The organism is Oribacterium sp. C9, from assembly GCF_002007235.1.
Lineage (GTDB): Bacteria > Bacillota > Clostridia > Lachnospirales > Lachnospiraceae > Oribacterium.
In genome coordinates this window covers 1-914 of sequence record NZ_MUHW01000074.1, presented here as the reverse complement: position 1 = coordinate 914, position 914 = coordinate 1, and the positions used below count along the sequence as shown (strand labels likewise).

The window sequence follows — 914 nt, the reverse complement described above, 5'->3', positions numbered from 1 at the left end:
TCCATTTTTAGGGTTCCCTTCTTCTTAAAGTGTCCACTTTATAGGGTATATTTTATCTTTTTCCGGCTTCTAAACCGATGCCTATTCCCTGTTCTCTGCCGATACCAATGCCCTGTTCGATACCCTTTTCAACGCCCTTATTCTCCATCGCCGTTGCATACGTACACATATCCGTCACCTCACCTTCCACTTCTTTCGTCATCCTCAAGCCATACTCTGACTTTAATTTTTTAACCTTTTCTACTCCATCGATTCTTTCATCAAACAAATCCGTCAGCATCCTGACCAATTCATTATCTGTATTTTCCGAATCGTGTTTACCGCTGATATAAACAATTATGGCATTTAATATATCATATCTCGGCTTGTCTGTATTACTTCCATACAAGAAATGCCTGTTTATATCATATATCTCGATCGAATTAGCCCGGGTCTGCGCCGCTTCCGTACAAAGCCAAATAGAATGCACCTTTTTTATATTCCAAACCGCAGAACTGTACCTTCCACTGCCACAGGTAGAGATCACGTAAATCTACTCTTTTACAAGTACTCCTTTCTGAATTTCCAAGACATAATCCAGTGAAAGCTTACAAGAACTTGATATATCCTGCGGTGCCATACCGGAACGAAGCATCTCTTCAACCAATGCTCTTTTTCCGGCCTCTAAACCAATACCTATACCCTGTTCTCTGCCAATGTCTATGCCCTGTTCTCTGCCGATGCCTATGCCCTTTTCAACACCCTTATTCTCCATCGCCGTTGCATACGTACACATATCCGTCACCTCACCTTCCACTTCTTTCGTCATCCTCAAGCCATACTCTGACTTTAATTTTTTAACCTTTTCTACTCCATCGATTCTTTCATCAAACAAATCCGTCAGCATCCTGACCAATTCATTATCTGTATTTTCC

1 protein-coding gene and 1 pseudogene are annotated in these 914 nt (G+C 41.4%); both read right to left on the bottom strand.

All coding sequences use genetic code 11. The features are described 5' to 3' along the window. Positions 1-52 precede the first annotated feature (52 nt). Positions 53-388, bottom strand: a complete 336-nt coding sequence (locus BXO88_RS16665) for a hypothetical protein (RefSeq protein ID WP_078038750.1) — start codon at positions 386-388, stop codon at positions 53-55. Positions 389-532: 144 nt separating this feature from the next. Further along, positions 533-914 (bottom strand): annotated as a pseudogene (locus BXO88_RS16205) (hypothetical protein); the annotation flags it as partial.